The organism is Caballeronia sp. INDeC2 (assembly GCF_023631325.1).
In the GTDB taxonomy this organism is placed as follows: Bacteria; Pseudomonadota; Gammaproteobacteria; order Burkholderiales; family Burkholderiaceae; genus Caballeronia.
Map to the genome: position 1 here is coordinate 13,174 of NZ_JALQDG010000001.1, position 26,238 is coordinate 39,411.

The 26,238-nt window shown below is 63.8% G+C and carries 23 protein-coding genes and 1 tRNA gene; 16 read left to right on the top strand and 8 right to left on the bottom strand.

Going from position 1 to position 26,238, the window contains the following annotated elements; translation table 11 throughout:
* Window positions 1–40: 40 nt before the first annotated feature.
* The 3 genes from NCS28_RS00070 to dprA form a co-directional block, all read right to left on the bottom strand.
* Complete coding sequence (locus NCS28_RS00070; protein WP_250511864.1) at window positions 41–2,686, bottom strand: DNA topoisomerase III; 2,646 nt, start codon at window positions 2,684–2,686, stop codon at window positions 41–43.
* 170 nt (window positions 2,687–2,856) lie between these two features.
* The gene (locus NCS28_RS00075; protein WP_250511865.1) at window positions 2,857–3,234 is read right to left on the bottom strand and encodes a thioredoxin family protein; all 378 of its coding nucleotides are present in this window, start codon (window positions 3,232–3,234) and stop codon (window positions 2,857–2,859) included.
* A gap of 75 nt (window positions 3,235–3,309) precedes the next feature.
* Window positions 3,310–4,527, bottom strand: coding sequence for a DNA-processing protein DprA (dprA, locus tag NCS28_RS00080; protein WP_250511866.1), 1,218 nt, complete (start codon window positions 4,525–4,527; stop codon window positions 3,310–3,312).
* 200 nt (window positions 4,528–4,727) lie between these two features.
* Between dprA and def the strand changes: the two genes are divergently transcribed.
* From def to NCS28_RS00150, 14 genes are all read left to right on the top strand, one after another.
* Window positions 4,728–5,231: a peptide deformylase gene (gene def / locus NCS28_RS00085; protein ID WP_250511867.1), complete on the top strand. Its 504-nt coding sequence runs from the start codon at window positions 4,728–4,730 to the stop codon at window positions 5,229–5,231.
* Between the two features lie 3 nt (window positions 5,232–5,234).
* Window positions 5,235–6,209 carry a methionyl-tRNA formyltransferase gene (gene fmt, locus NCS28_RS00090; protein ID WP_250511868.1) on the top strand — a complete coding sequence of 325 codons (975 nt, stop codon included), beginning with the start codon at window positions 5,235–5,237 and terminating at the stop codon, window positions 6,207–6,209.
* 69 nt (window positions 6,210–6,278) lie between these two features.
* Window positions 6,279–6,926, top strand: a complete 648-nt coding sequence (locus NCS28_RS00095; protein WP_250511869.1) for a LysE family translocator — start codon at window positions 6,279–6,281, stop codon at window positions 6,924–6,926.
* Between the two features lie 132 nt (window positions 6,927–7,058).
* Window positions 7,059–7,913, top strand: coding sequence for a zinc metalloprotease HtpX (gene htpX / locus NCS28_RS00100; RefSeq protein ID WP_250511870.1), 855 nt, complete (start codon window positions 7,059–7,061; stop codon window positions 7,911–7,913).
* 162 nt (window positions 7,914–8,075) lie between these two features.
* Window positions 8,076–9,494, top strand: a complete 1,419-nt coding sequence (gene rsmB / locus NCS28_RS00105) for a 16S rRNA (cytosine(967)-C(5))-methyltransferase RsmB (RefSeq protein WP_250512133.1) — start codon at window positions 8,076–8,078, stop codon at window positions 9,492–9,494.
* Window positions 9,491–10,087, top strand: a complete 597-nt coding sequence (locus NCS28_RS00110; protein ID WP_250511871.1) for a DUF4390 domain-containing protein — start codon at window positions 9,491–9,493, stop codon at window positions 10,085–10,087. Before rsmB ends, NCS28_RS00110 begins: the two co-directional genes overlap by 4 nt.
* 22 nt (window positions 10,088–10,109) lie before the next feature.
* A complete protein-coding gene (locus tag NCS28_RS00115) occupies window positions 10,110–12,542 on the top strand; it encodes a sensor histidine kinase (RefSeq protein ID WP_284504711.1) in 2,433 nt (810 codons plus the stop codon).
* On the top strand, window positions 12,543–13,256 hold the full coding sequence (gene esaR / locus NCS28_RS00120) for a response regulator transcription factor EsaR (protein WP_250511873.1): 714 nt from the start codon (window positions 12,543–12,545) through the stop codon (window positions 13,254–13,256). It abuts the gene before it with no gap.
* Window positions 13,257–13,341: 85 nt separating this feature from the next.
* Window positions 13,342–13,417, top strand: a tRNA-Phe gene (locus NCS28_RS00125).
* Window positions 13,418–14,005: 588 nt separating this feature from the next.
* The gene (gene queC / locus NCS28_RS00130; protein WP_250511874.1) at window positions 14,006–14,740 is read left to right on the top strand and encodes a 7-cyano-7-deazaguanine synthase QueC; all 735 of its coding nucleotides are present in this window, start codon (window positions 14,006–14,008) and stop codon (window positions 14,738–14,740) included.
* A gap of 37 nt (window positions 14,741–14,777) precedes the next feature.
* A complete protein-coding gene (gene queE / locus NCS28_RS00135) occupies window positions 14,778–15,410 on the top strand; it encodes a 7-carboxy-7-deazaguanine synthase (protein ID WP_250511875.1) in 633 nt (210 codons plus the stop codon).
* A gap of 17 nt (window positions 15,411–15,427) precedes the next feature.
* Window positions 15,428–15,874, top strand: coding sequence for a 6-carboxytetrahydropterin synthase QueD (queD, locus tag NCS28_RS00140; protein ID WP_250511876.1), 447 nt, complete (start codon window positions 15,428–15,430; stop codon window positions 15,872–15,874).
* A 187-nt stretch (window positions 15,875–16,061) separates the two neighbouring features.
* Entirely contained in the window at window positions 16,062–16,844 is a 783-nt protein-coding gene (locus NCS28_RS00145; RefSeq protein WP_250511877.1) for an HpcH/HpaI aldolase family protein, read from the top strand.
* Complete coding sequence (locus tag NCS28_RS00150) at window positions 16,841–17,521, top strand: tetratricopeptide repeat protein (protein WP_250511878.1); 681 nt, start codon at window positions 16,841–16,843, stop codon at window positions 17,519–17,521. The genes NCS28_RS00145 and NCS28_RS00150 overlap by 4 nt, the downstream gene beginning before the upstream one ends.
* A gap of 72 nt (window positions 17,522–17,593) precedes the next feature.
* Here NCS28_RS00150 and rodA read toward each other — a convergent pair whose 3' ends face one another.
* The 5 genes from rodA to NCS28_RS00175 form a co-directional block, all read right to left on the bottom strand.
* On the bottom strand, window positions 17,594–18,742 hold the full coding sequence (gene rodA / locus NCS28_RS00155) for a rod shape-determining protein RodA (protein WP_250512134.1): 1,149 nt from the start codon (window positions 18,740–18,742) through the stop codon (window positions 17,594–17,596).
* Between the two features lie 23 nt (window positions 18,743–18,765).
* A complete protein-coding gene (gene mrdA / locus NCS28_RS00160; RefSeq protein WP_250511879.1) occupies window positions 18,766–21,048 on the bottom strand; it encodes a penicillin-binding protein 2 in 2,283 nt (760 codons plus the stop codon).
* A gap of 81 nt (window positions 21,049–21,129) precedes the next feature.
* Entirely contained in the window at window positions 21,130–21,642 is a 513-nt protein-coding gene (gene mreD, locus NCS28_RS00165) for a rod shape-determining protein MreD (protein WP_250511880.1), read from the bottom strand.
* Entirely contained in the window at window positions 21,639–22,757 is a 1,119-nt protein-coding gene (gene mreC, locus NCS28_RS00170) for a rod shape-determining protein MreC (RefSeq protein ID WP_250511881.1), read from the bottom strand. Before mreC ends, mreD begins: the two co-directional genes overlap by 4 nt.
* A 198-nt stretch (window positions 22,758–22,955) precedes the next feature.
* A complete protein-coding gene (locus NCS28_RS00175; protein WP_004189550.1) occupies window positions 22,956–23,999 on the bottom strand; it encodes a rod shape-determining protein in 1,044 nt (347 codons plus the stop codon).
* Window positions 24,000–24,375: 376 nt separating this feature from the next.
* Between NCS28_RS00175 and gatC the strand changes: the two genes are divergently transcribed.
* Complete coding sequence (gene gatC, locus NCS28_RS00180; protein ID WP_061116735.1) at window positions 24,376–24,675, top strand: Asp-tRNA(Asn)/Glu-tRNA(Gln) amidotransferase subunit GatC; 300 nt, start codon at window positions 24,376–24,378, stop codon at window positions 24,673–24,675.
* A 68-nt stretch (window positions 24,676–24,743) separates the two neighbouring features.
* Window positions 24,744–26,237 carry an Asp-tRNA(Asn)/Glu-tRNA(Gln) amidotransferase subunit GatA gene (gene gatA, locus NCS28_RS00185; RefSeq protein WP_250511882.1) on the top strand — a complete coding sequence of 498 codons (1,494 nt, stop codon included), beginning with the start codon at window positions 24,744–24,746 and terminating at the stop codon, window positions 26,235–26,237.
* The last annotated feature ends 1 nt before the right edge of the window (window position 26,238 follow it).

A 26,238-nucleotide genomic window follows, 5' to 3' on the forward strand; every position in this document is an offset into this window, starting at 1 on the left:
GATTCGCGGGGGTTTTTCTTTTAAGCGAGCAAAACGGCGATCAGCTTGCCTTCTTCGCCGCCGTCTTTTTCGCTGCCGCCTTTTTCGCCGGCGCTTTCTTCGCCGCCGTCTTCGCGGACGTGGTCTTGGCGGCTACGGCGACATCGCTATCGCCGCTTTCATCGCCGCTGTCGGCCTGAGCTTCCGGAGCCGCACCACGCTTGGCCGCCGTCTTCGCCGCCGGTTTGCCTTCCTTCTTCTCGAACTCGAAGCCGATCTTGCCGTCCGGCTGCTTCACGAGAAACGCCTTGAAGTTGCGCCCGGTGCGCGACGACTTGAAATTCGTCAGCAAATCCGTGCGGCCTTCGTTCAGCAGCTTCTCCATCTGCTCACGAGTGATTTCCTGCTGGAGAATCACCTTGCCCGAGCGGAAGTCGCACGTCTTCGGATTCGACACCGAGTTCTCGCAGACATAACTCATGCCGTGCTCGAACACGCGCGATTGGCACTTCGGACACGCGCCGACCGGCGTTTGCTCCGAGAAATCGGGCGGTTCGCCGTCTTCGCCGCCGGAATCCTGCCCGAAGTCGAATTCGAGCTTGTAGTTCTTGATCTCGTCGTCGAACGCGAGCTTGAGAATGGCGGAGAACGGACGGCCCATCTTGCTGCGGAATCCCGACAGCGGTCCGATGGTTTTCTCGCGCAGCAACTCCTCGACTTCCGGAATTTCGAACTGTCGGCCACCCGGAATCTTCGAAATCGAGAATTCGCACTTCGTGCACGCGAAGCGCCGATAGTTCTCCTTCACCTGCGCGCCGCAGTTCGGGCACGGGGTTTCGAGCGTCGCGTAATCGCCGGGGATCGTGTCGGAGTCGTATTCCTTCGCGCGCTTGACGATGGTCTGCGTCATGCGCGCGATTTCCTGCATGAATGCATCGCGATGCAGGTTGCCGCGCTCCATCTGCGAGAGCTTGTGCTCCCACTGGCCGGTCAGTTCGGGCGCGGTCAGTTCCTCGACGCCCAGACCGCGCAGCAGCGTCATCAACTGGAACGCCTTCGCCGTCGGGATGAGTTCGCGGCCTTCGCGCACCATGTATTTCTCGCCAAGCAGCCCTTCGATGATCGCTGCGCGCGTGGCCGGCGTGCCGAGGCCCTTCGCGGCCATCGCGTCGCGCAACTCTTCGTCTTCCACGAGCTTGCCCGCGCCTTCCATGGCCGAGAGCAGCGACGCTTCGTTGTAGCGCGCGGGCGGCTTGGTGACGAGGCCGTGCGCCTGAACCTTCTCGACATCGACCTTTTCGTGCTTCTGCACCGGCACGAGATTGCCTTCTTCGCCCGCAGCCTCGCGGCCATAGACTTGCAGCCAGCCCGGCTCGACGAGCACCTTGCCTTCCGTCTTGAAGTGATGTCCCGAAACTTCGGTGATGCGCGTGGTCACGAGATATTCCGCTGCCGGGAAGAACACCGACAGGAAGCGCTTCACGACGAGGTCGTACAGCTTCTGCTCGGGTTCCGACAGCGACTTCGGCGCCTGCAGTGTCGGGATGATGGCGAAGTGATCGCTGATCTTCGAATTATCGAAGATGCGCTTGTTCGGTTTCACCCAGCCCTTGTCGAGCACCTGCTTCGCGAACGGAAGATAGTTGTTGCTCTCCTTGAGCATGGTCAGCGTGTCCTTGACCGTGCTCATGTAGTCCTCGGGCAGCGCGCGGGCATCGGTACGCGGGTACGTCAGCACTTTGTGCTTTTCATACAGCGCTTGCGCCAGGCCAAGTGTGTTCTTCGCCGAAAATCCGAAGCGGCTATTGGCTTCGCGCTGCAAGCTCGTCAGATCGAAAAGCAGCGGCGACAGTTGCGTCGACGGCTTCGATTCCTCGGTCACGATGCCGGTCTTGCCGCGACACGCTGCGACAACCGATTCCGCCGCCGCGAGACTCCACAGGCGCGAATCGCGCTGTTCGGGATCGTTCTCGACGCGCTTGAACTTCGGGTCGAACCAGCGGCCTTCGTACAGGCCCTTCGCGGCGATGAACTCGGCGCGCACCTCCCAGTAATCGCGCGGAACGAATCGACGGATTTTCTCTTCACGTTCGACGACGATCGACAACGTTGGCGTCTGAACACGACCGACGGTCGTCAGAAAGAAGCCGCCGCCCTTGCTGTTGAACGCGGTCATCGCGCGCGTGCCGTTGATGCCGACGAGCCAGTCCGCTTCGGAACGGCAGCGGGCCGCATCGGCGAGCGGCTGCATGTCGGCGTCGCTGCGCAGGTTCGCGAAGCCTTCGCGGATCGCGGCGGGCGTCATCGATTGCAGCCACAGGCGTTGTACCGGCTGCTTCGCCTTCGCGTGCTGCGCGATCAAGCGGAAGATCAGTTCGCCTTCGCGCCCCGCGTCGCATGCGTTGATGAGGCGGTCGATATCCTTGCGCTTCATCAGCTTCGTCAGCACCTTCAGGCGCGACTCGCTCTTCGCGATCGGATTCAGGTCGAAATGCGGCGGAATCACCGGCAGATTGGCGAAGCTCCATTTGCCGCGCTTGACGTCGTACTCTTCCGGCGCGGCGATCTCGAGCAAGTGACCGACCGCGGACGAGAGCACGTAGTCGTCGCTCTCGTAGTACTCGTCATGCTTGGTGAAGCCGCCCAGCGCACGCGCGATGTCGTTCGCGACGGAGGGCTTCTCAGCGATGATCAGGGCTTTGGACATGACTCAAAAGGTTGGTAACTGGCAGCGGCCCGGTTTGGACTGCTTTAACGACCGCTTTATAGCACACGCTTTGCGCGACGGGCGTCGAAGCTGGAAACGAGGCGGTTCAATATCTAGCTCGCGGAGCGCATGGCGAGAAGCGCAAAACGCGCGTTTCGCGTGCGTCGCGATCAGGCCGTAGCGAGCGCCGGGCGCAGTTTCGGCGCGCCGACCATGCCTGGGAGCGCGGTCAGATCGGTCAGCATTCGCTCGACGATGGACGCCTGCGGCAGCACCGTGCCGAAAAAGCGCGTTGTCACGGCGTCCTCGATCAGGATGGTAGGAAAATTTTCGACGTCGAGATCGTCGAAGCGGTCAGCATGATTCTCGATATCGATCCAGGCGAAGCAGATTTCCGGATGCGCGGCCGCCAGCCTGTCGAATCCTTCGCGATATTCGCGACAGGTTCCGCACCATTCCGCGCACAGGCAGGCGACGAACAGCGTGCCGGGCACGGCGATGCGCTCCGCGATGCGATCGGCATCGGTATCGAGATTCAGCGCGGACATGGCGGGTGCGAAATCCTTTTTTCGTATCGGCTGCGGGGACGGCTCAATTTTCCGCGAATGTAGCACGACGCGGCGTCACGAGCGCTCCACCGCCGCGTAGCGGCCGCCGCCGAGCGCGGCCACGTGGCCCGACAGTTCGAGCTGCAGCAGCGCGCCCTGAAGCGCCGCGCCGTCCAGATCAGTGCGCGTCGCAAGAATTTCAAGTGTCGCGGGGGCGTGGCCGAGCGCGCCGAGCACGCGCCCGGCGTCGCCGCTGATCGCGCATTCAGCGTCGGCCAGTCGCGCCGACGCCCACGACGCGCTGACCGGACGCGGCTTTGCGCGTCTCGCCGCCGCAGCCGCCGAGCGTGCCGTCGCCGGCGAGAAACCAAACTCTTCGAGCACTTCTTCCGGTGTTTCGACGAGCTTCGCGCCCTGCTTGATCAGCCGATGACAACCCTGCGAAAGCGGCGCATGAACCGATCCGGGAATCGCGAAGACATCGCGCCCCATTTCGTTGGCGAGCCTCGCGGTGATGAGCGAACCGGAACGCATCGCCGCCTCGACGATCAGCACGCCGCTCGACATGCCCGCGATCAGCCTGTTTCTTTGCGGGAAATTCGCGGAGCGCGCGGGCGTGCCGAGCGGCCATTCGGAGAGAATCGCGCCGTCGCGGGCAATTTCATGCGCGAGCGTGTGATGCGCCGCCGGATAGACCAGATCGGCGCCCGTGCCGATCACGGAAATCGTGCCCGTGGCGCCTTCCAGCGCGCCGCGATGCGCGGAGGCATCGATGCCGAGCGCAAGACCGGACACCACGGCGAACCCCGCATCGGACAGCACGCGGGCGAAGCGGCGCGCGTCCTCGAGCCCTTGCGGCGTGGCGTTCCGGCTGCCGACGATGGCCACCGCGCGCGCCTGAAGCAGATCGAGCCGGCCTTTCGCGTAGAGCAGCGGCGGCGGATCCGGCATGGTGAGCAGCGCCTGCGGATAGGTTTCGTCGGCGAGCGTGAGAACGTGATTGCCCGGCTCGGACGTCCACGCCAGAACCGCATCAATATAGTCGTCGAACGGAACGCCTTCGATATCCTCCGGCGCCGCGAGGACGGCGTGGGCGGCGCGGGCATCGGCGCTTTCGGCGAGCGACGCAAAACTCTCCGACAACACTTCACACGGACCGCCGAAAGTGCCGAGCAAGGTGCGCAGCGCGAGCGGCCGCAGCCCCTTCGCATGCGCGAGCCGCAGCCAGGCGCGCAGTTCGTCGGCATCGAGTGTCGGGGCAGCTTCCACGGTCGGCAGGTCGGCGGTCGTCATGTTAAGATTTTTGATCCGGAACAGATAAAGAAAGGTCGCTCAGGCGCGATTGAAAGCCCGACGCGACGCCCATTGGCCGCTTGCCGGCGGCGTTGAATCCACTGGATTCGCCCGCATATCTTCGGCAGGCCGCCACTCACCCGCAACCTGGCCGAATGGCCGATTTACACGCGTCGCGGCGCGCGTAGACAATCCGAATCATGGCTCTGCTCAAGATACTCAACTACCCGGACAAGCGGCTGAACAAGGTGGCGAAGCCCGTCGCCGTGGTCGACGACCGCATCCGCAAGCTCGTCGCCGACATGGCCGAGACGATGTATGCCGCGCCCGGTGTCGGCCTCGCCGCGACGCAGGTGGACGTGCACGAGCGCGTGATCGTGATCGATGTCTCCGACGCGCACGATCAACTCATGGTGTTCATCAACCCGGAGCTCGTCTGGACGAGCGACCAGAAGAAGGAATGGGAAGAGGGCTGTCTCTCGGTACCAGGCATTTACGATTTCGTCGAGCGTCCCGACAAGGTGCGCGTGAAGGCGCTGAACGAGAAGGGTGAAACCTTCGAGCTCGATTGCGAAGGCCTGCTCGCGGTCTGTATTCAGCACGAGATGGATCATCTTGCGGGGCACGTGTTCGTCGAATATCTGTCGCAGCTCAAGCAGACGCGTATCCGCGGCAAGATGAAGAAGCTGGAAAAGGCGCTGTAACCGATGGCTCAATCGTTACGCGTGGTTTTCGCCGGAACGCCGGAATTCGCCGCCGCCGCGCTCGCGGCCATTCACGCGGCAGGATTTTCCGTGCCGCTCGTGCTCACACAGCCCGACCGGCCCGCCGGACGGGGCATGAAGCTGACCGCGAGTCCGGTCAAGCGCTTCGCGGTCGAGCATGGACTGAAGGTTGCGCAGCCGGCTTCGCTGCGGCGCGCGGGCAAATATCCGCAAGAGGCGGCGGAGGCCATCGAACTGTTGCGCGCCACGCCGCACGATGTCATGGTCGTCGCCGCTTACGGGCTGATCCTGCCGCAAGAAGTGCTCGACATTCCGCCGCGCGGTGCCATCAACATTCACGCGTCGCTGTTGCCGCGCTGGCGTGGCGCCGCGCCGATCCATCGCGCGATCGAAGCGGGCGACGCCGAAACCGGCATCACGCTGATGCAGATGGACGCCGGCCTCGACACCGGCGCGATGATCCGCGAAGCCCGCACGCCAATCCTCCCCGACGACACGACCGCCACGTTGCACGACCGCCTCGCGCAAATGGGCGCGGAACTGATCGTCGCGGGACTGCGTGATCTGGAACGCGATGGTTTCCTGCCGTCCACGCCGCAGCCCGAATACGGCACGACTTACGCCGAAAAGATCGCCAAGCACGAAGCCGCGCTCGACTGGCGGCGGCCGGCGGAAGAACTCGCGCGCCAGATTCGCGCGTTCGATCCGTTTCCCGGCGCGTTCGGCGCGCTCGACAACGCCGCGATCAAGATTTGGGCCGCGCAGCCCGTCGATGGCTCGTCGAACGCGGAGCCCGGGACCATCGTCGAGGTCTCATCGGACGGCATCGTCGTGATTTGCGGCGGCGGCGCGCTGAAACTCACTCAATTGCAGAAGCCCGGCGGCAAACGCCTGCCGGTGCGCGAATTCCTCGCGGGCGCGCCGCTCGCGAAAGGCCAGCGTTTCGCGCTTCAGTAAGGGCGGCGAAACGGGCGCGGCGCTAAAATAAATCGTCGTCAACACGCACTCGCCCGTCTGGAGTTCTCGATGCTCGGCATCACCGGTTTTACGTTCTTCCTCATCGCCGTATTTCTTCTCAACGTCACGCCTGGTCCCGACACCGCGTACATCGTCGGGCGCAGTGTCGCGCAAGGGCGTGGCGCGGGCATCGTGTCGGCGCTGGGCATTTCGGCCGGCTGCATCATCCATACGCTCGCGTGCGCATTCGGTTTGACGGCGATTCTCGCCGCATCGGCGACGGCGTTCACCGTCATCAAAATCGTCGGCGCGATCTATCTGATTTATCTCGGCGTGCGCCTGATTTTCGCGAAGCATGACAATGCGGACGCTGCCCGCCAGGCGCAGTCCAGCGAAAAGGCCGCGCCGAAATCGCTGCTTCAGCTTTTCGCGCAGGGCTTCGTCACGAACGTGCTGAACCCGAAAGTCGTCTTGTTCTTCGTGTCGTTCTTTCCGCAATTCGTCGCCGCGGACAGCCAGCACAAGACGCTCGCGTTCCTCACGCTCGGTATCGTTTTCATCGCGATGAGCACCGTCTGGAACAGCTTCGTCGCATGGATCGCGGGCAGCGTCACCGCGCGCTTCGCGGGCAAGTCCGGCGTGAAGAAGTGGCTGGATCGCGGCGTCGGCAGTGCATTCGTCGGACTGGGCATTAAGCTCGCCACTTCGCATCGATAAATCGCGCAACTGCGGATTGAATTATTGATGGACGTCTCTATCTAACGTTTTGCTTACAATCGTCGCTTCGGCCATGTGGCCGGGGCAAGCGCGCACTTCGCGCGGCGTTTTCAAGGGAGAGGAGCTCCGGAAATGTTCAATTGGGTCAAAACCGCGATGCTGATGGCTGCGATCACGGCCCTCTTTATCGTGATCGGCGGCGTGATCGGCGGATCGAAGGGCATGATGCTCGCGCTCGTCATCGCGCTCGGCATGAATTTCTTTTCGTACTGGTTCTCCGACAAGATGGTTCTGCGCATGTACAACGCGCAGGAAGTCGACGAGACGACCGCGCCGCAGTTCTATCGCATGGTGCGCGAGCTCGCCACGCGCGCTCAATTGCCGATGCCGCGCGTCTATCTGATCAACGAAGACGCGCCGAACGCGTTCGCCACGGGCCGCAACCCCGAGCACGCGGCGGTCGCGGCGACCACGGGCATCCTGCGCGTGCTGTCCGAGCGAGAAATGCGCGGCGTGATGGCGCACGAACTGGCGCACGTGAAGCACCGCGACATCCTGATCTCGACGATCTCCGCCACGATGGCAGGCGCGATCTCCGCGCTCGCCAACTTTGCGATGTTCTTCGGCGGGCGCGACGACGAAGGGCGTCCGTCGAATCCGATCGCGAGCATTCTGGTGGCGATTCTCGCGCCGATCGCGGGCGCGCTGATCCAGATGGCGATTTCCCGTGCGCGCGAGTTCGAAGCCGATCGCGGCGGCGCGGAGATATCAGGCGATCCGCAAGCGCTCGCGAGCGCGCTGGAGAAGATTCACGCCTACGCCACCGGCGTGCCGTTCCCGACGGCGGAAGCGAACCCCGCGACCGCGCAGATGATGATCATGAATCCGCTCTCGGGCGGCGGCATCGCGAATCTGTTCTCGACGCACCCGGCGACGGAAGAGCGCGTCGCGCGTCTGATGGAAATGGCGCGCACGGGCCGCATCTGACACATTCGAGGCAATCGATGTCGTAACGAAGGCCGTTCCGGTTTGCGCCGGAACGGCCTTCTTGCTGTTCCTCGGCCGCCCATCCGGGCGTGCAAGCCCCGCACGTTACAATCCTCGTTCATGCAAGCCTTCCGCTTGCCGTCCGACCATCCCCGTTTCGCCATGACCGACAAGCCTTCCCGGCGGCCCGCCGCCGCGCACTCCCGCCTGAGCGCCCTTCATCTCGCGCCCGATTCGCTCGCGTTCGCGCTCGACTGCGCGGCGCAGGCCGTGGGCGCGGTGCGCGCGGGCTCGGCGCTGCCGGCTGCGTTGCAGACGGTCATCGCGTCGTCGAAGCACGCGGAGGCGCGCGGGGCGGTGCAGGACATAGCGTATCGCGCGATGCGCCGTCTCGCCCTCGCCGATGCGCTCCTGCACAAGCTCGTCAAGAAAGCGCCGCCGCCGCACGTGGCGAACGTGCTCGTCTGCGCGTTCACGCTCTTGACCGACGACGAAACGCACGCCGCCTATGCGCCGTTCACCGTCGTCGATCAGGCGGTGAGCGCGATCGCGGCGCGGCGCGAATTCGCGTTCGCGAAAGGTCTCGTCAACGCCGTGCTACGCAACTTTCTGCGCGAGCGCGATGCGCTCATCGATGAAGCGCGTAAAGATCCCGTCGCGCGCTGGAATTATCCGCAATGGTGGATCGACGCCGTGAAGCGCGGACAACCCGACGCCTGGGAGCGCATTCTCGAAGCGGGCAACGCGCAAGGGCCGCTCACGTTGCGCGTGAATGCGCGTCACGCCACCGTCGATCAATACCTCGCGCGCCTGAAAGACGCGCATATCGAAGCCGAAGCCGCGGGCCTGCACGCGGTGCGCCTGAAAACGCCGATGTCCGTCGATCGCATTCCGGGCTTCGACGAAGGCGTCGTGTCGGTGCAGGACGCGGGCGCGCAACGCGCGGCGCAACTGCTCGACGTGAAAGACGGCATGCGCGTGCTCGACGCGTGCGCCGCGCCGGGCGGCAAGACGGGGCATATCCTCGAACTCGCGACCGTCGATCTGATCGCGCTCGAAAGCGATGCCGAGCGCTCGGGCCGCATCGGGCAGAATCTGAAGCGGCTGAAACTCGAGGCGCAAATCGAAGTGGGCGATGCAGGCGATCCCGCGCAATGGTTCGACGGCGCGCCGTTCGATCGCATTCTCGCCGATGTGCCGTGCTCGGCGTCGGGCATCGTGCGCCGTCATCCAGACATCCGGTGGTTGCGGCGGCCATCGGACATCGATGCGCTTGTCGCCGAGCAGCGGCGCATCGTGAGCGCGCTGTGGCCGCTCGTCGCGAAGGGCGGCGAGCTGCTTTACGTGACATGCTCCATCTTTCCCGAGGAAGGCGAAGAACAGGCACGCTGGTTTGGAAGCGCGCATGAAGATGCGGTACGATTGGACGCGCCGGGGCAAATGTTACCGACAGCGGCGCGCGCGAGCGCGGACGCGGTGCAAGGCTCACCGGACGGTACAAATCTCGCGGATCCGCATGGGGACGCGGAGACCCTCGCGGACCACGACGGATTCTTCTACGCGCGCTTTCAGAAACGGTGACGATCAAACGCTTTTTTCCGCTTCGGCTCGCGGCCGTCATCTGGACTGCGCTGACGCTATGGCTGACTTTCGCCGCAGCCGATCCCGCGTTTGCCGAGACGATCGCCGTGCAACGCGCGTCGCTGCAAGCGGACAACGCCGGTTGGAGTCTCGACGCGCACTTCGACTTCGACCTGAACAACAGCCTCGAAGATGCCGTGAACCGCAGCGTGCCGCTTTATTTCACGATCGATTTCAATCTGTCGAGGCCGCGCTGGTACTGGTTCGACGAAGAGCCGGTCAATGTGTCGCAAAGCATCCGCCTTTCCTTTCAGCCGCTCACGAACGAATATCGCGTATCGACGGGCGGCTTGCAGTTGCGTTTCGCGTCGCTCAATGAGGCACTCGCGGTCATCAAGCATGTGACCTCGTGGCACGTGATCGACCGGAATCAGGTGCATGGGGGCGAAACCTATACCGCATCGGTGCGCATGCAGCTCGATATCGCGCTCATGCCCAAGCCGTTCCAGATCGACGCGGTGAATAACCGCGACTGGAACCTTTCCTCGGACTGGAAGCGTTTTACTTTTACGGCGGCAGAACGTGCGAAATAGATTTCGACGCGGCCGCACGGACATGAAGAGTTTCGTCGTCCGCTTGCTGGTCTCCACGGTGGCGCTCACGGCGGTTCTGCTGCTCGTGATGCTCGCGCTCGCGAGTGCGAACACCGAATTCTTCGACCGATACTACGGCTGGCTCTATTCCGCGAACGTCGCGGTGGCGATCGTCTTCATGCTGATCGTCGTCAGCCTGTTCATCATCATCGTGTCGCGGGTGAGGCAGGGGCGTTTCGGCACGCGATTACTCGCGAAGCTCGCCTTCATTTTCGCGCTCGTCGGTGTGGTGCCGGGCGCGATCATCTACGTCGTGTCCTATCAGTTCGTGTCGCGCAGTATCGAATCGTGGTTCGACGTGAACGTCGAGACTGCGCTTTCGTCGGGCCTGACGCTCGGCCGCGGCATGCTCGAATCCTCGCTTGCCGATTTCAAGAATCGCGGCCGGCAGATGAGCGATCAACTCGCGAGCGCGGATCCATCGAGTCTTACCCTCTCGCTCTTGCGCCTGCGCGATCAATACGGCGTGCAGGACGCGGTCGTGTTCGAGCGGCCGCGCGATCAGTACAACCGCGAGGATCTCGCATCGAACAACAGCTCGCTGCGCGTGCCGGGGCTGCGCACGGTCGCGCAGGCGTCGGGCAATTACTACGCGCTGCTGCCGACCAGCGAGCCGACCGGCGCGATGCTGAGGGAGGCGCAGGATCATCCGTATGGCGCGATCGAAGGCGAGATAGACGGCGATCCGAAATCGAATGGACCGAAGGGCGCGCTGCGTCTGCGCGTGGTCACGAAGATTCCGGATCCGACCACGACGACCGAATTCCAGCATGTCGACCGCTATCTGCAGATCGAGCAGCCCGTGAGTCAGGAGCTCGCGCGCAACGCCGACGCCGTGCAGCGCGCGTATCGCGAATATCAGGAGAAGCGGCTGGGGCGCACGGGCTTGCGGAAGATGTATATCGGCACGCTGACGCTCGCGCTTTTTCTCGCGACCTTCATCGCGATGATGCTCGCGCTCGCGCTCGGCAATCAGCTTGCGCGGCCGCTGTTCCTGCTCGCGCAAGGGACGAAGGAAGTGGCCGAAGGCGATTACACACCCAAACGAGAGATCAATTCGCGCGACGAACTGGGCTTCCTCACGCAGTCCTTCAACGCGATGACGCGCCAGCTTTCCGAGGCGCGCGCGGCGGTCGAAAACAACCGCGTCGCGCTGGAGCACTCGAAGGCGTATCTGGAAAGTATCCTCGCGAATCTGACGGCGGGCGTGTTCGTGTTCGACCGGCAGTTCCGTCTGACCACCGCGAATCGGGGCGCGGAGCGCATCTTCCGCCAGCCGTTCGGCGCGTTGCTCAATCAGCCGCTCGATCAGATCGGCGTGCTCGCCGAACTCGGCACGATGGTGAAGAAAGCGTTCGCGGAACGCGATGCGGCCGAGGTCGGCAGCGGACATCCGATCGGCGATCGCGGCCACTGGCAGCAGCAGGTCGCGGTGACGGTGCCCGGCGAGAACGATCCGCTTACGCTTCTCGTACGCGGCACGCAGTTGTTGAGCGTGACCGAAAGCGATACCGACGACGCCGAAACCACCGGCTACGTCGTCGTGTTCGACGATATCTCCGACGTGATCTCGGCGCAGCGTTCGGTCGCGTGGGGCGAAGTCGCGCGGCGTCTCGCGCACGAGATCAAGAATCCGCTCACGCCGATTCAGCTTTCCGCCGAACGCTTGCAGATGAAGCTCGCGGACAAACTGGCGCCGCCCGACGCGGACGTGCTGAAGCGCGCGTCGACGACCATCGTCAATCAGGTGCAGGCAATGAAGCAGATGGTCGACGACTTCCGCGAATACGCGCGCACGCCGCCCGCGGTGCTCGGCAATCTGCAATTGAATGATCTCGTCGCGGAAGTGTTGACGCTGTACGGTATCGAGGACGGTAAGACGCCAATCAAGGTGGATCTCGCGAAGCTGCCCGTGATCCGCGGCGATGCGACGCAGATTCGCCAGGTAATCCACAACCTGTTGCAGAACGCGCAGGACGCCGTGGCGGATGTCGCGGAACCGCGCGTGCTGCTCGAAACGAGGACAGTAGAATATGGCGAGCCCGATGCATCGGGTCATGCGCGTGTCGCGGTTCGTCTCACGGTCTCGGATAACGGCTCGGGCTTTCCGGCGCGTATCCTTTCGCGTGCTTTCGAGCCTTACGTGACGACCAAAGCGAAGGGCACGGGCCTGGGACTTGCAACGGTGAAGAAGATCGTCGACGAGCACGGCGCGCGCATCGACATACGCAACCGCTCGAAGACCGCGGATGTCATCGAAGGCGCGCAGATATCGATTCTGTTTCTACAACTCGCGGACGATACCGCGGCGCCCGGCGGTGCAACGCCTTCGGGTGCCGGTGCGGCACCGAATCACGGAACGACAAAAGCAACAGTGCAGACAAGGGCAGCGTAAATGGCAACCATCCTGGTGGTAGACGATGAAATGGGGATCCGGGAACTGCTCTCCGAGATCCTGAGCGACGAAGGCCACGTTGTTGATGTAGCGGAAAACGCGCAGCACGCGCGCGACTATCGGCTTCAGCAAACGCCGGATCTCGTTTTGCTCGACATCTGGATGCCCGATACCGACGGCGTCACCCTGCTCAAGGAGTGGGCCGCGCAGGGCAAGCTCACGATGCCGGTGATCATGATGTCGGGTCACGCGACCATCGACACGGCCGTCGAGGCGACGAAGATCGGCGCGCTCAACTTCCTCGAAAAGCCGATCGCGCTACAGAAGCTCCTGAAGGCCGTCGAGCAGGGGCTCGCCCACGGCACCGCGGCGGCGCCCGTGACGACGGCGGCAAAGCCTCCGGCAAGCGCGATGGCAACGGGCGTGCCGGTGGCGGCCGCGCTGCCGACGGCGTCGGCGTTGAACGCATCGAGCGAAGCGGCGGCCGGCGGCGCGACGCAGAGTCAGGCGGGGCAGACGGCATCCATCTCGTTCGATATCCCGTTGCGCGATGCGCGCGATGCGTTCGAACGCGCGTACTTCGAGTATCACCTCGCCCGCGAGAACGGCAGCATGACACGCGTCGCCGAGAAGACAGGACTGGAGCGCACGCATCTTTATCGCAAGCTGAAGCAACTGGGCGTCGATCTTGGGAAGAACAAGAACGAGGTCTGAGCGATTCTCCTGAACATTTTCAGAAAAAATGCGCGGAGGGGCTTGAGGGGCGAAAATGAGTCTGCTATAGTTTCACCTCTTCGTTGGCCCGGTAGCTCAGTTGGTAGAGCAGCGGATTGAAAATCCGCGTGTCGGTGGTTCGATTCCGCCCCAGGCCACCAGAATGCAAGAAGCCCGAGAGTGTCAAAGCTCTCGGGCTTTTTCATTTTCTGCGGTCAAAAAACGGGCGCGTTCGTTTGAGCGGAGTGCGCGGGTTGATCGTCGCTACGGGCGTCGATAGTGTCGTCGGTTTCGATGATTATTTGTAGTGCTAACAGGAAAGCCGTGCGTCTGCGTTTCGGCGCGATTCTGCAGCGCGGCGAGAGAAAGGCCGCCTTGGTCGCTGTTTTCCGCCCAGAATAAAAGGCGGGTGCCACCGCAACCCACACCGAGCTCGGCGAACAACCGTGCTCCGTGCTAAAATTCCCGCCGAATTAAGGACTTGCCTCGTCCTCGGACCCCGCAAGTCCTTTTCTTTTCGACGCTCCGAATCGCTCGTGCGACGCGCCGGAACCTTAAGCCGGCGCTCGATCATCCGTCTTGCATCCCGCTATCGGCGGCATAAAAGACGTGCGCGTCCGGGCGAAGGCCGCCGGCCTATACTGGACTCGCGGGCGTCGCGCTCGCGCGCTCGTGGCGAAGTCCGGTGATTCCGACTGCCTGTGCGGCGTGCGACGCCAATCTCACTCACGGAGTACGGAGTTTTCACGGTGACTCGGATAGACGCTAAAGACAGCGCGCTCGTGCTGTTCTCCGGCGGCCAGGACTCGGCCACGTGCCTCGCCTGGGCGCTCGAACGCTACGAGACGGTAGAGACGCTCGGCTTCGACTATGGACAACGCCATCGCGTGGAACTCGAATGCCGCGACGGCTTCCGTGCCGCGATCGTGCGCGAGTTCCCGCAATGGACCGAGCGCCTCGGCGAAGATCACATGATCGATCTGTCCGTGCTCGGCGCGATCAGCGACACCGCGATGACGCGCGAGATCGAAATTCAGGCGAACGCGAGCGGCCTGCCCAACACGTTCGTGCCGGGCCGCAATCTGCTGTTCATGACGATTGCCGCGGCGGTGGCGTATCGGCGCGGATTGAAGGTGCTAGTCGGCGGCATGTGCGAGACGGACTTTTCCGGCTATCCGGATTGCCGCGACGACACGATGAAGGCGCTGCAAGTCGCGCTCAATCTCGGCATGGAAACGCGCTACGCGCTGGAAACGCCGCTGATGTGGCTCGACAAGGCCGACACCTGGCGTCTCGCTGAAACGCTCGGCGGCGAATCGCTCGTCGAGTTGATTCGCGTCGAAACGCATACGTGTTATGTCGGCGAGCGCGCCGAACTGCACGACTGGGGCTTCGGCTGCGGTCAGTGCCCGGCTTGCAAGCTGCGCAAGCGCGGTTACGAGGCGTATCGCGCGGGCGAGCAAGTCACCACCGCGCCGGTTTGATTTTTACGATGGGTTTTAGAAGGCGGACAGAGCAGTCATGACGTACGCGGTAAAGGAAATCTTCTACACGTTGCAGGGCGAGGGCGCCAATGCCGGGCGTCCGGCCGTGTTCTGCCGTTTCGCGGGCTGCAATCTGTGGTCGGGGCGCGAGGAAGATCGCGCGGACGCCGTCTGCCGGTTTTGCGATACCGATTTCGTCGGCACGGATGGCGAGAACGGCGGAAAGTACAAGACGCCGGCGGAACTCGTCGCGAAGATCGCATCGCTGTGGCCGGAAGGCGCGGCGCACCGGTTCGTCGTGTGCACGGGCGGCGAGCCGATGTTGCAGATCGACCAGCCTTTCGTCGACGCGCTCCATGAAGCCGGCTTCGAAATGGCGATCGAAACGAACGGTTCGTTGCCCGTGCTCGAGAGCATCGACTGGATTTGCGTGAGCCCGAAAGCCGATGCGCCGCTCGTCGTCATGAAGGGCAACGAACTGAAAGTCGTCGTGCCGCAGGACAACCAGCGTCTCGCGGATTACGAGAGGCTCGACTTCGAGTACTTTCTCGTGCAACCGATGGACGGCCCCTCGCGCGACATCAACACGAAGCTGGCGATCGACTGGTGCAAGCGCCATCCGAAGTGGCGCCTGTCGATGCAGACGCACAAATATTTGAACATCCCCTGATAAGACGGTCAGCCGACGTGCAGACGATTACCCGAAAACTCGAATTCGATGCGGGCCACCGCATCCCCGATCACCGCAGCCAGTGCCGCAATTTGCACGGGCATCGCTACGTGCTCGAAATCACGCTGCAAGGCGATCTCGTCGACGTGGAAGGCGCGCCCGACCGCGGCATGGTGATGGACTTCGCCGACGTGAAAGCGCTCGCGATGGAACATCTCGTGAACAAGTGGGATCACGCGTTCATCGTGTATGAAGGCGATGCCAAAGTGCGCGAATTCCTGCAGACGCTGCCGGATCACAAGACCGTCGTGCTGGACCGCATTCCGACCGTCGAGAATTTGGCGGCCGTCGCCTTCAACATTCTCGCCGACGTTTACGACGCCCATTACGGCGTTAATCTCAAGCTCAAGCGCGTGCGTCTCTTCGAAACGCCGAACTGCTGGGCTGACGTCGAACGCGGCTGATTTTCCGCGCGCGCGCCGCCCGGAGCACGTCCGGCGCGCGCGCGTTCGTCACGGTATGATCGTCCGATGAGTCGCCCGCCACCCGAGGCGACGAGACACGGAGCGCACGCATGCCGTCACTTCTTCCGTCGTTTTCATCGCTGAGGCCGCGCACGGCCGTCCTTCGATCCGCCGAAGGAGCAGCGCGATGAGCACGTTCACCAATCCCCTCAAGCAGCGTTTCTCCGAACCGGGCACATTGTTCGGACTGTGGCTCTCGCTCGGCAGCGCCGATGCCGCCGAAGCGCTCGCGCACGCGGGCTTCGACTGGCTGTGCATCGACATGGAGCACTCGCCGAACGATAGCGCCGACGTCGTCGCTCAATTGCGCGCGATCGCCGCCGCGCATCTGCCGAGCGAGCCGATCGTGCGCGTGCCGGCCAACGAAGCCTGGCTCGTCAAACGCGCGCTCGACGCGGGCGCGCGCACGCTGATGTTCCCGAACGTGCAATCGGCGGAAGAGGCGGCGCGCATCGTGCGGCTCACGCAGTATCCGACCGGGGCGGCGCTGCAGGGCTTGCGCGGCGTCGCGGGCGCGGTGCGCGCGGCGGCATACGGCATGCGGCGCGATTACATGGCGAGCGCGAATGCGCAGATCGCGACGATCGTGCAGATCGAATCGGTCGCGGCGCTCGAAGCCGTCGACGAAATCGCCGCGACGCCGGGCGTCGATTGCCTGTTCATCGGGCCCGCAGATCTTGCGGCGAGTCTGGGTCATCTCGGCGACGGCAAGCATCCGGACGTGCAGGCGGCGATCGCGAAAATCGTCGATGCGGCGAATCGCGCGGGCATCGCGAGCGGCGTCTTCGCGCTTGATGCGGCGAGTGCCAAGCAATACGCGCAGGCGGGCATCAAGCTCGTCGCGATCGGCGCGGATGTGATGTGGCTGTTGAAGGCGACGCGTCAGGCGTTGCAGGAGGCGAGATCATGAAAACCGCTTTGGCGTCGGTGGTCGCCGCGGTGAGCCTGTCGATATCTATCGGCGCGGCGCACGCCGACAACGCGCCCAAGACGAGCGATATCGCCACTCAAAACGCCGTCGCCGATTACAACGCCGGCAATCTGGTCGCGGCGCGCTCGGAGTTCCGGCGCGCGGCGCAGAAGGGCAGCCGCCTCGCGCAATTCAATTACGCGATGATGCTGCTCAACGGCGAAGGCGGCGCGGCGGACGTGCCGGAAGGCAAGAAATGGTTGCGCCGCGCCGCCGACGCCAACATGACCCACGCGCAATACGTGTACGGCAAGATGTACGACGATGGACAGTTCGTCGAGAAAGATCCGGCGGAGGCGCATCGCTGGTTCCTGCGCGCGGCGAATCAGGGTCACGTGCAGGCCGAACTCGCGCTCGCCAATCAGTTTCTGGACGGACGCGGCACCATGCGCGACAACACGCAGGCGTTCACCTGGTACAAGAAAGCGGCGCAAGGCGGCGACATGACGGCGCAATATGTCGCGGGTTCGTTCTATGAGCGCGGCGGCGATGGCGTCGAGCGCAATCTGAATGTCGCGCGTGCCTATTACGCTGCTGCGGCGGCGCAAGGCGATCCGGCCGCCAAGCTGAAATATCTGCAGTTGAGCGCGGAACTGGAACAGCAGAAGCCGCAGTGAAAGCAGGCTCGAAAAAGCACAAAGCCGCGGGCGAGCCGCGGCTTTTGCGTTTGAACGGGGGACGGCGAAACGCTAACTCTGCATCAAGCGCTTTTGACGCGCGACGCTCATGATCAGCCCGACCGCGACGCCGAGCGTCGTCAGCGCGGTGCCGCCGTAACTCATGAACGGAAGCGGCACGCCGACCACGGGCAGAATGCCGCTCACCATGCCGATATTGACGAACGCGTAGGTGAAGAACGCGAGCGTGAGCGATCCGGCCAGTAATCGCCCGAAGAAGGTCGCGCCGTTCGCCGCGATGAACAGCCCGCGCGCGATGAGCGCCATATAGAGGAAGAGCAGCACCAGCCCGCCCGCGAGCCCGAACTCCTCGGCGAACACGGCGAAGATGAAGTCCGTGTGTTTTTCGGGGATGAATTCGAGGTGCGCCTGCGTGCCCTGTAACCAGCCCTTGCCGAGCGTGCCGCCCGATCCGATCGCGATCACCGCCTGGATCGTGTGGAAGCCTTTGCCGAGCGGATCGGAAGTCGGATCGAGCAGCGTGCAGATGCGGTGCTTTTGATAGTCGTGCATCATCGGCCAGACGACATCCGGCTGACAGATCTTGTCCTGAAAGATGGCGATGCTCGCCACCGCGATGACCGCCGCGATCAGCACCGGCAGGATCAGCTTGAAACTCAGCCCGGCGAAGTAGATGACGAACATGNCCGCCGCGAACACGAGCACCGCGGTGCCCAGATCCGGCTGCTTCGCGATCAGACCGACCGGCAGCAACAGAATCACGAAGCCGACGATGTAATCCCACCAGCGGATATTGCTTTCGCGCTTCTGGTAGTACCAGGCGAGCATCAGCGGCATCGCGATCTTCATGATTTCGGACGGCTGGATCACCACGCCGACATTGAGCCAGCGTTTCGCGCCCTTGCGCGTCAGCCCGAACGCGGCGACCGCGATCAGCAATGCAACACCGACCGTATAGAGCGGCACGGCGAAGCGCATCAGCATCTGCGGCGGGATGTTGGCGAGCACCCACATCAGGCCGAAGGTCAACATGATGTTGCGTAGCTGGTCCTCGACGCGTCCCGGCATGTCGAGACTGGCGCTGTACAGCGTCACGATCCCGACACCGAGCAGCAGGAACACGATGAGCGCAAGCGGCTTGTCGAAGCCCGCGAACATGCGCTTGGCGCGGTCCAGCAGCTCGCGCCTGTCGAATTGCATGTGCAGTTGCATGGCGGTTTCCTTTACTCGTCGATGCCGCCGGACGGCGCGAGAACGCGCACGCCGTCGTTCTCATTGCCGCGCACCATCGAAGGCGTCGGCCCGGTCGGGCGTTTCTTCGGCGCGGGCGTGCGGCCGGGCGTGGACGCGGGCAGCGTCGCGGAGGGCGCTGCGCTCGTCGCCGATGCGCCGCGCGGCTTGGAGGTCTTCGGTGCGGAAGCAGGAAGCGCTGGCGCGGACGCCGCCTTCGCGACCTCGGGATTCGACGCGGCCTGAGGCGAAAATGCCGGCGACGAATTCGCAACCGATGCCGGCAACGCGACGGCGGCGGGCGGTTGCGTGCCGCCGATCATCGGCAGGCCGGCATCGGTCGTCGCCGAGGCCGCCGCCGCGACGGCCGCCGCTTCCGCGCCCGGCTTCATACGGTCGATCAGATAATAGTCGAGCACGCGGCGCGCGATCGGACCCGCCGATTCCGCGCCCCAGCCGCCGTTCTCGACGATCAGCGCAAGCGCGATCTTCGGCTGCTCCGCCGGCGCGAACGCAATGAACAGCGCGTGGTCGCGCAGATGTTCCGCGAGCGCGTGCCCCTTGTAGTTCGCGCCCTGCAGCGAATAGACCTGCGCCGTGCCGGTCTTGCCCGCCGCCTGGTACGGCGCGCCCGCGAACACCTTCGCCGCCGTGCCGCTGGTGACGACGCCTTCCATTGCGCGCTTGATGAAATCCACGTCCTTCTGCTGCACGCCGATCTTGTTGCTCGGATCGCGCACGACGGGGCGCGTCGCCTTCGAGATCGGATTCTCGATATCGCGCACGAGGTGCGGCTTCATCACGATGCCGTTGTTTGCGAGCGTCGCGGTGGCGTGCGCGAGTTGCAGGATCGTGAACGAGTTGTAGCCCTGACCGATGCCCAGGCTGATCGTTTCGCCTTCGTACCAGCGCTGCTGCTCGGGCTTGCGATACGCCTTGCGCTTCCATTCCGTGGACGGAAGGATGCCGCGCGCCTCCCCCGCGATATCGATGCCGGTGATCTGCCCGAAGCCCCACGGCTTCATGAAGCCGGCCATCGCGTTCACGCCGAGATCGCGCGCGAGCATGTAGAAGTACGTGTCGTTCGAGACGACGATCGCGCGGTTCATGTCCACCCAGCCCTGGCCCGAGCGCACGTCGTTGCGGAACGTGTGGCCGCCGAACGTGAAGTAGCCCGGATCCTGGAAGCCCCAGCCCGGCGTGCGCTTGTGCAGCGTCAGCGCGGCGAGCGCCATGAACGGCTTGTAGGTCGAGCCCGGCGGATACGTGCCGTGCAGCGGACGATTCAGGAGCGGGTGATCCGGCGAATTGTTGAGCGCGTCCCAGGTTTGCTGATCGATGCCGTCGACGAACGAATTCGGATCGAAGCTCGGCGCGGACACAAACGCGAGCACGTCGCCGGTGGAAGGTTCGATCGCGACGAGCGCGCCGCGCTTGCCCGCGAACGCCTGTTCGGCGACCTGCTGCAAGCCGATATCGAGCGACAACTGAAGATTGTTGCCCGGCGTCGCCTGCGTGCGCGACATCGTGCGCACCGGACGTCCGCCCGCGGTCACTTCCACTTCCTCGAAACCGGTCAGTCCGTGCAGCTCCGTTTCATAACTCTGCTCGACGCCGATCTTGCCGACGTAATCCGTGCCCTTGTAGTTGTTCGCGTCGAGGCGCGGATCGTAGTGATCCGAGCTTTCGTCGTTGGCGTCGCTCGCGTCGTCGATGCGCTCCTGATCGCGCTGCGAAATACGCCCGATGTAGCCGATCACGTGCGCGGCCGTCGTGCCGAGCGGATATTGGCGGAACAGGCGCGCGCGCACTTCGACGCCCGGAAAGCGAAAGCGCTGCGCGGTGAACTTCGCGACTTCCTCGTCGGTGAGGCGCGTGCGGATCGGCAGGCTTTCAAAATTCTTCGAGTCTTCGAGCAGCTTCTTGAAACGGCGGCGGTCGCGTGCGTCAATCGGAATGACTTGCGAGAGTTCGTCGATGGTTTCGTCGAGCGTGCCGTTGATCTTCGATCGCGTGATTTCCAGCGTGTACGCGGAGTAGTTCTTCGCCAGCACGACGCCGTTGCGGTCGGTGATGATGCCGCGGTTCGGCACGATCGGCGCGACGGAAATGCGGTTCTCGTTCGCCTGCAACGAGTATTTGCTGAAATGCCAGACCTGCAGGTAGAGAAAGCGCAGTCCGATCAGCCCGAAGCAGACGAACACGAACAGTCCCGCCGCCGCGACGCGCAGGCGGAACTTCGACAACTGTTGCTCGGTGTTCTTTATTTCGGTCATGCAACTTTCGCGGTGTGCTCGCGATTCAAGTGTAGTTCGCGCGCGGCGGTTATTCGATCACCCGGCGCCGCGCGGCAAGACTCAGATTGGACGCGTGTCGTCCGGGTCGGCGGCGCGGCGCTGCGGCATCAGCAAGAGGAAGCTCGCGATCGGCCAGAGTAGCGCCTCCACGAATCCGTTGACGAGATAGCTCCAGCCGGGGAACGCCGCGCCCGTCATCAGGCGGATGACGAAGGGCACGAGATGCGCGCCCACGAGCAGCGGCGCGACGACGAACATCTGCACGGGCAAGGTCATCCACAGCACGCGGCGGTGAATGGTGATCGCGCCGTACGAAAGAAGCGTGTAAGCCAGCGCGTGTTCGCCGAGCAGATTCGCGTTGTGCACGTCCATCAGAATGCCGAGCATGAACGCGATGCCCATGCCGACCTTGCGCGGCTGTTGCACGTTCCAGAAGAGCAGTACGAGCGCGACGAAATCCGGCACGCCGATGAGCCGTCCCCACGGCATCAGGTTCAGCAGAAACGCAGCGGCAAGACTGAACGTGATGAAGTACGGATTGACCGGCTGAAGAATGTATTGCGGGCGATTCATCGCGCGGCTCCCGAGGATGCGGGTTTCGGCGCATGCGCCTTCTTCGACGGTTTCGCCGCCGCGCCCGATGCCACCTTGGGCGACGCCGCCTTCGCCGGCGGAGTCTCAGCAGGCTTTGCCGGCGCGGCCACCGCCACCGGAGCGGACGCACCCGACGCCGCCGATGCACCGCTCGCGCCCGCTGCCGCCGCAGCCTTCGGCGCGGCCTTTTTCTTGCCCTTGTTTTCCTTCGCTTCCTTGGCGGCCGCGGCCGCTTCGACTTCGATCGGATTCGGCGGCACATTGACGTTGTAGTGCAGCACGAGCAACTGACGCGCACCGCGCACCGCCGCAATCGGCACGCAGACGACGCGCGCGAACGCCGTGTCCGCCTGCTTGTCGACGCGCAGCACCTTCGCGACCGGCAGTCCCGGCGGATAGATGCCGTCGAGGCCGCTCGTGACGAGTTCGTCGCCAGCTTGCACATCGGCGCTGATCGGCACGAAGCGAAGATCGAGCGTGTCGCCCTTCGGCGTTCCGTAAATCACGCTGCGCAATCCGGTGCGCGCGATTTGCACGGGCACGGCCTGATCCTTGTCGGTGAGCAGCGTGACTTCCGATTGCAGCGGAAACACGCGCGTCACCTGGCCGATCACACCGTCTTCGGTGACGACCGGCGCGCCATCCTGAATATTCTGTTGCGTACCCTTGCCGATCACGACTTTCTGCGTGAACGGATCACGCGTGTCGTACTGAATTTCGGCGGGCGTTTCTTCGGTGGTGGCGCGCGATTGGAGATTCAGCAGCGCGCGCAGATGCGCGTTCTCGATGGCGAGTTGCGCCGCATCGCCGGCCTTCACGGACAGTTCCAGATTCTTGTTGGCGAGCTTCGCGTTTTCGCTGCGCAGCGTCGCGCTCGTCACGGCGAGATCGGCCGCGCCCATGAAGATGTCGCGCGGCACCAGCGCCGCGCGCTGCAACGGGTAAAGCCCCGCGCCGAGCATCCCGCGAACGATTTCCAGCGTGCTGTAGCGAGCATCCGAAATCAGCAGCGCGATGGCGAGCACCACGAAGAAGATCAGACGCGCGAGCGCGGAGGGGCCTTGCTTGAAAAGGGGCGGCGGACTGTATTCCATGGTCGGCGCCGAGGGCGTGAACGGATGGATCGATGCTGCAGGTTTCTCGCCGACGGCGAAGCCTGCCCTACGCAGTTTCGACAACGGCCCGGACAGATGCCGGGCCGTGCACCCGCCGCGTTACGCGGGTGTGTTTAGCTGTCGCGTCGAAGACCATTCTGCTCAGGGGAAGAAGAGCGAAAGCCTTCAGCGGGGAGTTCACTCGTACGAGAAGATGCTGCCGAGCTTGTCCATGCGTTCGAGCGCCATGCCCGAGCCACGTACCACGCAAGTCAGCGGATCTTCGGCCACGAGCACCGGCAGGCCGGTTTCTTCCGCGAGCAGGCGGTCGAGGTCGCGCAGGAGCGCACCGCCGCCCGTCAGCATCATGCCGCGCTCGGCGATGTCCGCGCCGAGTTCCGGCGGCGTTTGTTCCAGCGCAATCTTCACCGACGACACGATCTGGTTCAGCGGGTCGGTCAGCGCTTCAAGGATTTCGTTGCTCGAAATGGTGAAGCTGCGCGGAATGCCTTCGGACAGGTTGCGGCCCTTGACTTCCATTTCCTTCACTTCGGAGCCGGGGAACGCCGAACCGATTTCCTTCTTGATGGCTTCGGCGGTTTGCTCGCCGATCAGCATGCCGTAGTTGCGGCGGATGTAGTTGACGATGGCCTCGTCGAACTTGTCGCCACCGACGCGCACCGAGCCCTTGTACACGATGCCGCCGAGCGAGATGACGCCGACTTCCGTGGTGCCGCCGCCGATGTCGACGACCATCGAGCCCGTGGCTTCGGAGACCGGCAAGCCCGCGCCGATTGCGGCGGCCATCGGCTCTTCGATCAGATAGACCTGCGACGCGCCCGCGCCGTGAGCCGCTTCCTTGATCGCGCGGCGCTCGACTTGCGTCGAGCCGCACGGCACGCAGATGATGATGCGCGGCGACGGCGAGAACATGCGGGATTCGTGAGCGGTCTTGATGAACTGCTTGATCATCTGCTCGGTCACGGTGAAGTCGGCGATCACGCCGTCCTTCATCGGGCGGATGGCCTCGATGTTGCCCGGCACTTTACCGAGCATCTGCTTGGCTTCCTTGCCTACCGCCTGAATCGTCTTCTTGCCGTTGGGGCCGCCTTCCTGGCGAATCGAAACGACCGAAGGCTCGTCGAGGACGATGCCCTTGCCGCGCATGTAGATCAGCGTGTTGGCGGTGCCGAGGTCAATCGCCAGGTCGTTGGAGAAATAGCTGCGCAAAAAACCGAACATTCAAAAATCCTGTCTCGCTGGGTGGCCGTTCGTCGCGAGGAGCGCCGGGGACGGCAGCGGAAAAAATAACGGTTTGCCCGGACGGCGAACGCTCGCCGTGAAGTGCAAATCCGGGAAGAAATCTACCGCAGAATGGAACGCCGTACGCAAACGTTTCTCGCAATTCAATGATTCAGGGAGAAAGCCGCTGACAAGCCGATCCAGGGGTGAGTCGAACGTGTAATGATACCTTATAATTTGTGGGTATCTATAGGAAAAGGATGGCACTTTTTGCCATCGCCAGACCTGTTTTCGAGGGCTCCTTTCAAGATCGTAACTGGTTGTCGCAGCGAAGGTTTTCGAGATTGAGGTTGTCCACGCTTTCTCCGGTGATTCCATGTCTTTGACCCTGACCGACGTAAAACGCATCGCGCACCTCGCGCGGCTCGAATTGCCCGACCACGAAGCCGAGCCCACGCTCGCGCGTCTCAACGATTTCTTCGGCCTCGTCGAGCAGATGCAGGCCGTCGATACGACCGGCATCGAACCGCTCGCGCATCCGATCGAGCAGATCGAGGAAGTCGCGCTGCGTCTGCGTGACGACGCTGTCTCAGAGCGTGTCGAGCGCGAAGAGTTCCAGCGTTGCGCGCCCGCCGTGCAGGACGGGCTCTATCTCGTGCCGAAGGTGATCGAATAAGGCGCTTCGTGCGCCCACCAAGTGACATTGCGCGCGGATCGAATGCCCGCGCTCATCAGGGAACTGCAATGCATCAGAAAAGCTTGACCGAACTGCGCGCCGCGCTCGACTCGAAGGAAGTCTCCGCGGTCGAACTGGCGCAGTCGTATCTGCAACGCATCGAGGCCGCGAAGGCGTTGAATGCGTTCATCGGCGTCGATGCCGAACTCACGCTCGAACAGGCGAAAGCCGCAGACGCGCTCATCGCCCAGGGCAATGCCGGCGCGCTCACGGGCGTGCCGATCGCGCACAAGGACGTGTTCGTCACGCGCGGCTGGGCATCGACGGCAGGCTCGCACATGCTCGAAAACTACGCGAGCCCGTTCGATGCGACCGTCGTCGATCGTCTGAAGCATGCCGGCATGGTGTGCCTCGGCAAGACCAACATGGACGAGTTCGCGATGGGCTCGTCCAACGAGAATTCGTACTTCGGCGCGGTGAAGAATCCGTGGGATCCGAAGGCGGTGCCGGGCGGCTCGTCGGGCGGCTCCGCCGCCGCCGTGGCCGCGCGACTCGCGCCCGCCGCGACCGGCACCGACACCGGCGGCTCGATCCGCCAGCCCGCGTCGTTCACCGGCATCACGGGCATCAAGCCGACGTACGGCCGCGTGTCGCGTTACGGGATGATCGCGTTCGCATCGTCGCTGGATCAGGGCGGCCCGATGGCGCAAACCGCGCACGACTGCGCGCTGCTCCTCAACGCGATGGGCGGCTTCGACGAGCGCGACTCGACCAGCCTGCAACGCGAGAACGAAGACTACACGCGCTATCTCGGCAAGACGTGGAACGGCGGCGATGCTGCGAAGCCGCTCGCGGGCCTGCGCATCGGCATGCCGAAAGAGTACTTCGGCGCCGGTCTCGCCGACGACGTCCGCGCTTCCATCGACGCTGCGTTGAAGCAATACGAAGCGCTCGGCGCGACGCTCGTCGAAGTGTCGCTGCCGCAGACGGAGCTTTCGATTCCCGTGTACTACGTCATCGCGCCGGCGGAGGCTTCGTCGAATCTGTCGCGTTTCGACGGCGTGCGCTACGGGCATCGCGCGGCGCAGTACAAGGATCTGCTCGACATGTACAAGAAGTCGCGCGCGGAAGGCTTCGGGCCGGAAGTGAAGCGCCGGATTCTCGTCGGCACGTACGTGTTGTCGCACGGCTATTACGACGCGTACTACCTTCAGGCGCAGAAGATCCGCCGCATCATCGCGCGGGACTTTCAGGAAGCGTTCCGGCAGTGCGACGTCATCATGGGGCCGGTCGCGCCGTCCGTCGCGTGGAATCTCGGCGAGAAGGCCGACGATCCCGTGCAGATGTATCTGGCCGATATCTACACGCTGTCCGTGAGCCTCGCGGGTCTGCCCGGCATGAGCGTGCCGTGCGGCTTTGGCGCGGGCGCGAATGCGGATCGCCCGGTCGGTTTGCAGATCATCGGCAACTATTTCAACGAAGCCCGGATGCTCCAGGTCGCCGACGCGTTCCAGCGCGCGACCGACTGGCACCGCAAGGCACCATCGGCATCGGGAGTGTGAA